The sequence below is a fragment of the Porcipelethomonas sp. genome, from assembly GCF_051893655.1.
Lineage (GTDB): Bacteria > Bacillota > Clostridia > Oscillospirales > Ruminococcaceae > Porcipelethomonas.
In genome coordinates this window covers 38,030-39,501 of sequence record NZ_JBJFHN010000096.1, presented here as the reverse complement: position 1 = coordinate 39,501, position 1,472 = coordinate 38,030, and the positions used below count along the sequence as shown (strand labels likewise).

The following is a 1,472-nucleotide window of genomic DNA, read 5'->3' as shown; positions in this document are numbered from 1 at the left end:
AAGCTTTCTTAAGGTTTCCTTTACGTCGCCATTGATTCCCAGCTGACTTGTTATATTTTTATCAATTTCAGCAGCGTCAACATCAATATGCAGAATATTGCAGTTTCTTACATATACTTCCTTGTTGCCTGTTGCTCTGTCACTGAATCTTGCACCGATTGCTATTACAAGATCTGCTTCAGCCTGAGCCATCGAAGAAGCGTAGTGACCGTGCATTCCCTGCATTCCCAGGAATCTGTGATTTGAAGTCGGAATTGCGGAAACACCCATCATACTGCATCCGATTGGAGCGTCAATAAGTTCAGCAAACTCCATAACCTCACGGCTTGCATTACCGGAAATAACACCGCCGCCGCAGTAAATATACGGTTTATTTGAAGCGGCTATCATATCTGCTGCCTTCTGGATCTCAGTACTGTCCGCCTTAGGGGACTCAAAAGCCGGAGATACAACTGCATTTTCAAAGTCACAGCTTGCGATCTGAACGTCCTTAGGAACATCTACCAGAACAGGTCCCGGACGGCCTGACTTTGCGATTCTGAAAGCTTCTCTTATAGTATCTGCAAGCTCATTTACATCCTTTACTATGTAATTATGTTTTGTAATAGGAAGAGTTATTCCGCAGATATCTACCTCCTGAAAGCTGTCTCTGCCCAGAAGACTGCACGGAACGTTGCCGGTAATGGCAACCATAGGAATTGAATCCAGATACGCTGTGGCTATTCCCGTTACAAGGTTTGTAGCCCCCGGACCGGATGTTGCAATAACAACTCCGGTTTTGCCGGTAGCTCTGGCAAAGCCGTCAGCGGCGTGAGCCGCACCCTGCTCATGAGCAGTAATAATATGCTTGATTCTGTCCTGATTTTTGTAAAGCTCATCATAGATGTTGATGACCTGACCGCCCGGATATCCGAAAATACGGTCACAGCCCTGTTCAACAAGAGTTTCAATTATAATTTGTGCGCCGGTTAACTTCATGTTTTCATCCTTTTCTTATTAGTATTTTATGTTAAAAAAGCCTGCGGTACTTGACAGCGCAGGTCAGTAAGTTTAGAAATTTCTCTGGATTTTCAGCAAACACCGACTCGGTAAATCGCCGGTTCACCCGGCATAATATGTTCATGTAAAGCATTTTTCAGAATAAACCGCACTGAAAATGTTATTTTTTCAGGATAACTGCAATCCACCGGATAAACCTCCAATCAATAATTGTACATACTTTAATATAGCACTTACTCCCGTATGTTTCAAGAGAATTTTTCAATTTTGTGCATAATATACATATTAAAGTGACTTTTTGCCTGCTGACTTTTTTATATTCACAACAGTAATTTCATAATTATTTATTTATTATAACACAAAGATGAAAATTTTTCAAGCACAGCGGCTTTTTTTCTTTACTTTCTTGCGACAACAAAAAAGTAAGCCACGTCTGAAAGTTTTCGCCCAGCCTTTTTCAAAAGGCTGGTTCA

The 1,472-nt window shown here is 41.5% G+C and carries 1 protein-coding gene; it reads right to left on the bottom strand.

Going from position 1 to position 1,472, the window contains the following annotated elements; translation table 11 throughout:
- Window positions 1-978 (bottom strand): thiamine pyrophosphate-binding protein (locus tag ACI4WO_RS05745; protein ID WP_439806607.1); only part of this gene is annotated, 978 nt, incomplete at its 3' end.
- Window positions 979-1,472: the final 494 nt, after the last annotated feature.